The sequence below is a fragment of the Streptomyces thermospinosisporus genome (genome assembly GCF_039526425.1).
Classification (GTDB): Bacteria; Actinomycetota; Actinomycetes; order Streptomycetales; family Streptomycetaceae; genus Streptomyces; species Streptomyces thermocarboxydovorans.
The window spans coordinates 1-5,805 of record NZ_BAAAIZ010000106.1 but is presented as its reverse complement, the minus strand read 5'-3'; the positions used below and the strand labels follow the sequence as shown (position 1 = coordinate 5,805).

The 5,805-nt window shown below is 74.7% G+C and carries 3 protein-coding genes; 2 read left to right on the top strand and 1 reads right to left on the bottom strand.

The features are described from left to right. Positions 1 to 35 precede the first annotated feature (35 nt). Positions 36 to 1,379, bottom strand: a complete 1,344-nt coding sequence (locus ABD207_RS27745; protein WP_344015938.1) for a cation:proton antiporter — start codon at positions 1,377 to 1,379, stop codon at positions 36 to 38. A gap of 1,254 nt (positions 1,380 to 2,633) precedes the next feature. On the opposite strand from ABD207_RS27745, the gene ABD207_RS27740 reads away from it, so the two are divergent. Continuing rightward, complete coding sequence (locus tag ABD207_RS27740) at positions 2,634 to 4,352, top strand: HEXXH motif domain-containing protein (RefSeq protein ID WP_344015936.1); 1,719 nt, start codon at positions 2,634 to 2,636, stop codon at positions 4,350 to 4,352. A 153-nt stretch (positions 4,353 to 4,505) separates the two neighbouring features. After that, on the top strand, positions 4,506 to 5,732 hold the full coding sequence (locus tag ABD207_RS27735) for an arginine deiminase (protein ID WP_344015935.1): 1,227 nt from the start codon (positions 4,506 to 4,508) through the stop codon (positions 5,730 to 5,732). Positions 5,733 to 5,805: the final 73 nt, after the last annotated feature.

Here is a 5,805-nt window from a genome sequence, read left to right as displayed (position 1 = left end):
CCCGTCGTCGTGTCAGATGTCTCCGGGTGTCTCTCTCAGCTCAGGTCGGCGACCGGGGCCGCACGGGTGCCGTCCTGTCCTGCGGGCGCCGTTTGGCCTTTCGCCGGGCGCGCGGCCGGGCCCGTGTCGCACGGCGGGCGGGTGCGCTTCCCTCCGCCCTGGGGGCGGGTCAGGCGCAGCAGCGGCTGGGTCAGCAGGGTGGTGGCCAGGGCCATGAAGACCAGGACGGTGTACAGGTCGGGGCTGAGCAGGCCGGCGCGCAGGCCGGCGTCGAGGGCGATCAGCTCGGTGAGGCCGCGGGCGCTCAGCAGGACGCCCACGATGCGGGCGTCCTGGCGGCCGAGACCGCCCAGCCGGGCGGCCGCCGTGCCGCTGCCGACCTTGGTGAGCACCGCCAGGACGGTCACCGCAAGGAGGGCGATCCAGCCCGCGGTGCCCATGGTGTTGAGCGTGACGGCACGGCCGGAGATCACGAAGAAGAACGGCAGCAGCAGCGAGCCGACGTCGTTCAGCGGACGCAGCAGATCCGGGTCCAGGGTGCCGTCCGGCTCCCGGGGGGTGACCACTCCCGCCAGCAGCGCACCGAAGATCACATGCAGGCCCACGGCGTGCGACACCCCGGCCGAGGCGAGGGCGAAGCCGATGAGCAGCGCCGGCCGCAGCGCGGGAGAGGTCCCGGCACGCCACAGCAGCCGGCGCAGCAGCGGCCGGGCCGCGAGGAGCATCAGGACCACGAATCCGGCGGCGAGCAGCAGGCGCCAGGGCCAGGTGAGGGCGTGGCCGTCGCCGCTGTCCAGCATCGTCCCGGCCAGGACCGTCCAGCACACCACGTCGAGCAGTCCCGCCGCCGAGACGGCGACCACGCCGGGCACCGTGGGGGCGAGGCCGTTCTCCCGCACGATCGCGGTCAGCACCGGCACGGCCGTTATCGACAGGGCGAGCCCCGCGAACACCAGGACGGCGGGGGAGGGGTCGCGCGGCATGCCGAGCCCGCTGAGCTGCTCGCGGAACAGCAGCGCCCCGCCGGTGCCCGCCGCCATGGGCACGACGAACGAGGCGAGCGCCACCGTCACCGTCGTCCGCGCCCGGTCGCCCAGCACCTTCAGGTCGAGCTCGTAGCCCACCGCGAACAGGAAGACCACCAGGGCGAACTGGGCGAACCCGGTCAGCGCCGTGTCGATCTCCTCGGGGAACAGCCGCGCGTACACGCCGGGCGCCACGCCGCCGAGCAGCGAGGGACCGAGCGCCATGCCCGCCACCAGCTGGCCGGCGATGTACGGCTGGCCCAGCCGCCGGGCGGCCCACCCCGCGGCGTGCGCGGCCACGAGGATCAGTGCCGAGGCCCCCACGAGGTGGGTGATCAGCGCGTCAGGGCTCATGTGTCCCCCTCTCTTCCAGCTCTCGTCCGGCTCTCTTCCAGCACGGTCCGGTCCGGCGGCCGGTCGCCGCCACCCGGGGTGAGTGATCCAAGCCGTCGCACAGTACCGGCCGGCTGACGGCGCATCGGCAGTCGTACACGCCCCGGTGGTGGATCACTGGAAGCAAGCGCCGGTGATCGCCGACGGCGTGGGGAGCGGTGCGCCGTTCGAGGGGCGGGCGTCCGCCGTCCGGCCGCCGGGGGCGGACGCGGTGGCGGCACGGGCGGGCGGGGCGTGCGCCCCTCGTGCCTCGTCCGGCGGTGCGGGCGACCGTGCGTGCCGTCATGCGCTCCTCATGCGCCCCCTAGGTACGTCCTCCGGACGCCTCGCCGGTTTGCGTACGCATCCGGCGCGGGGTGCCCGTCCCGATGCGGAGGGATGGTTTCCGGCCGTATGGGCACGCCTCGCGCCTCTCACAGGAGCGGGTCGTGCTCTGCCGTCCCCCGGCCTCGGGCCGGTCCGGCGCCAGGGCACCGGAAGACCGGCCTCCGGCGGGCCGGGCCTTCCGGGCCGCACCCGCCCGCCGCCCGCCCGGATGCCGGCCGCATCGCCCGTATCGCCGCTGATGGCGCCCCGTGCCGAAGCGCGCCGGGCCGTCCCGCACCCCGTCCCCGCGGCACCACTGGCCCGCCCCGTCACACCGTGGCCGGCCCGCGGGTCACTGCGGTCTCACCAGTCCCGTCCGGCCGGAGCCGGAGGCTTCGCGAGGGCATACGCCGAAGCGGCCGCAGCCGCCCGCCCGTTGCCGAGCGGAGCGCCAACTCAACCCCTTGTCAAGGGAGTTGGAAGCCTCATCTGGACATACGCACGATGCATGATGATCGGGTGGCGTGATCGTATGGTTTTCGATGCGGGAATCAGTGGCCATGATGGATAGGGACACGGGGCATCGCGTGCCACCGTGCGAGAAGGGGGACGCACCTTGCATCAGCCGCCCGCTCAGCGCAACGCCGTTGCCGCCGCCCGAGAGCCCGGCACCGCGGCCGGGGCTGCCGTCGTGGAGTCGGACCTGGCGGACCTCGCGGCTCTGCCCCTGACCGCCGTGGACCGACTCGCTCCGCTCCGGCCCGGTACCCGCCTTCTCACCGAAGTCCTGCGATCCCGGGGCGGCATGAAGGGCGGGGGCGAGACGGGCCGCGCCGAGTAGCACCTCGCCGCTGCGGGAAAGCGCCCCGCAGCGCTTTCGCATGCCCGCCCACCGACCGGAGGTCACCGGTGACGACCGCCGAGCAGCGCCCCACCCCGTTCCGCATGCCCGAGCACCTGTTCGCGGAACTGGCCGCCGGCGGCGGCTCCGCCGAGGCCCTGGCCTTCCTCGAACGGGCCGAGCGCGCCCGCCGGTTGCTGCTGCTGCGCACCGTCCTGGACCAGCTGGAGGATCTGCCCACCCCGCTCACCCCGGCCGCGGAGGCCTGGCGGCTGCTGAAGGAAGCGGCCGAGCACGCGCCCGGACCGGTCGACCGGCTGCTGCTCGCGCCGACCACGGGCGGCTGGATCGCCCATCTGCTGCGCCGGGTGCACGGCACCGCGACCGGACCCCCGCTGTGGGCCGAGGCGGGACGGCTCAACGCGCTCACCGTCGCCGCGGCCCTGCACGCCGGCACCGACACCGACCTGCTCGTGCCGCTGGTCGACGGCGCCCTGTCCCTGCCGGGCCTTGGCACGGCGTGCCTCCCGGAGGGCGCCGGGGGACTGACGGCCGGCCGGGCCAGGACCCGCGCCGGAGAACTGACGCTCACCGGCCCCGACCGGGCCGGGCGGCCGGCCTCCCTGAGATGCCGCCCGCGACCGGTACCCGTCGGAGACGCCGCCCGCGCCGAGACGCTGCACTGGCTGCCCCTGCGCACGCTCACCACGCCCGCCGGTGACGCCGCCGTGCCGCTGGAGGACCTGGACCCCTACCGCGACCTCGACGGCCCCGTACCGCCGGCCCGGCTGGACGCCGACGAGGCCGAGGCCTGGCAGCGGCTGTTCGACGAGGCCGCCGGCATCCTCGCCGCGGCGGGCGACGCGGGCCCGCCCGGACGGCTCGACCCCGCCGAGATCCGGACGATCGTGCCCTGGGAGCGGACCAGCCTGCTGCCCGAGCCGCCGCCCGACGTCCGGGTGTCCGCCTCCAGCGGCGACTCCTACGGCGCCATGGTCATCGCCCGCCCCGCCTCGGCGACCGCGCTCGCCGAGGCGCTGGTCCACGAGTTCCAGCACAGCAAGCTCGCCGCCCTGATCCACCTCTTCCCGCTCCTCGACGACGACCGGGCCGAGCACTACTACGCCCCCTGGCGCCACGACCCGCGCCATCTCACCGGCCTGCTGCACGGCGCCTACGCCTTCACCGGCGTCGCCGGATTCTGGCGCGACCGCCTGGCCGAGCCCGAGCACGCCGGGACGGCCGCCTACCACTTCGCGCTGCGCCGCACCCAGAGCCGGCTGGTGGTGCGCACCCTGCTCACCAGCGGCCGGCTCACCCCCGCCGGGCACGCCCTGGTCACCGGCCTCGCCCGCACCCTCGACGGCTGGCTGCGCGAGCCCGTCGACCCGGCCGCCCTCACCCGGGCCCGCACCGCCGCCGCCCTGCACCGCACCGAGTGGCGCCTGCGCAACGTGGCCCGCGCGGCCGGGACGCAGGGCGCTCCTCTCACCGGTGACACACCGCCCGGCACCGCGCCGCTGCGACCCGACCGCGCCCCCTGGCCCGACCACCGCACCCACGCCTTCGCCACCGCGCCCGAGCATCCGCGCACCCCCGACGAACACCTCGCCGCGGGCGACCCGGCCGCCGCCCTCGAGGGCTACGCCAAGGAGCTGGCCCGGGAGCCCGGCGACCCGCATCTGCTCGCCGGATGGATCGTCGCCCGGGCCGCGCTGGAGCCCGGCTCCGCCGCCCGGCGCATGCTCGCCAGGCCCGAACTGGTGCCGGCCCGGCTCGCCGGGTGACCGGGCGGCCGGTGAGTCCGCCGGGTGACCTAGGCGGCGGCTGAGTCCGCCGGGTGACCCGAGCGGCGGCCGAGTCCGCCGGGTGATCCGGGGCCGCCGACGAGTCTGTGCAACAGGGGGGTGAACAGGCGCTCGAGTGGTCAGGATGGAGGCATGACCTACCACGTCGACTCCGAGGCCGGGCGACTGCGCCGCGTCATCCTGCACCGGCCCGACCTCGAGCTCAAAAGGCTCACGCCGAGCAACAAGGACGCGCTGCTCTTCGACGACGTGCTCTGGGTGCGCCGGGCACGTGCCGAGCACGACGGATTCGCGGACGTGCTGCGCGACCGGGGCGTCACCGTGCACCTCTTCGGCGATCTGCTCACCGAGACGCTGGAGATCCCGGCTGCGCGGGCACTCGTCCTGGACCGGGTCTTCGACGAGAAGGAGTACGGTCCGCTGGCCACCGACCATCTGCGGGCCGCCTTCGAGACCCTTCCCGCGGCGGAACTGGCCTCGGCCCTGGTCGGCGGCATGACCAAGCGGGAGTTCCTGGACGCCCACGCCGAGCCGGTCTCCGTGCGCTTCCACGCCATGGAGCTGGACGACTTCCTGCTCGACCCGCTGCCCAACCACCTCTTCACCCGGGACACCTCCGCCTGGATCTACGACGGGGTCGCCATCAACGCGATGCGCTGGCCGGCGCGGCAGCGCGAGACGGTGCACTTCGAGGCGATCTACCGGCACCATCCGCTGTTCACCCGTGAGCGCTTCCACGTCTGGTCCGAGGGGCAGGCCGACTACCCGTCCACCATCGAGGGCGGCGACGTGCTGGTCATCGGCAACGGCGCGGTGCTGATCGGGATGAGCGAGCGGACCACCCCGCAGGCCGTGGAGATGCTGGCGCACAAGCTGTTCGCGGCCGGTTCGGCGCAGACCATCGTGGCCCTGGACATGCCGAAGAGACGCGCCTTCATGCATCTCGACACGGTGATGACGATGATCGACGACGACACCTTCACCCAGTACGCGGGCCTCGGCATGCTGCGCTCCTACACCATCGAACCGGGCGCCGGCGAGAAGGAGCTGAAGGTCACCGACCATCCGCCGGAGCACATGCACCGCGCCATCGCCGCCGCCCTGGGGCTCAGCGAGATCCGGGTGCTGACCCCCACCCAGGACGTGCACTCGGCGGAGCGCGAGCAGTGGGACGACGGCTGCAACGTCCTGGCGGTCGAGCCGGGCGTGGTCGTCGCCTACGAGCGGAACTCCACCACCAACACGCATCTGCGCAAGCAGGGCATCGAGGTGATCGAGATCCCGGGCAGCGAACTGGGCCGCGGCCGCGGCGGCCCCCGCTGCATGAGCTGCCCGGTGGAGCGCGACCCGGTCGGCTGAGCCCCCGGCAGCGGCGGCTCCGGGACCTCGGAGGGGCGGGCGGGTGCCCGGGAGTGATGCGGTTTTGGAGTGC

What these genes read in the sequence shown, in the direction of transcription:
- ABD207_RS27745 (WP_344015938.1), bottom strand. Translation starts at nt 1,379, where the DNA reads ATGAGCCCTGACGCGCTGATCACCCACCTCGTGGGGGCCTCGGCACTG.
- ABD207_RS27735 (WP_344015935.1), top strand. Translation starts at nt 4,506, where the DNA reads ATGACCTACCACGTCGACTCCGAGGCCGGGCGACTGCGCCGCGTCATC.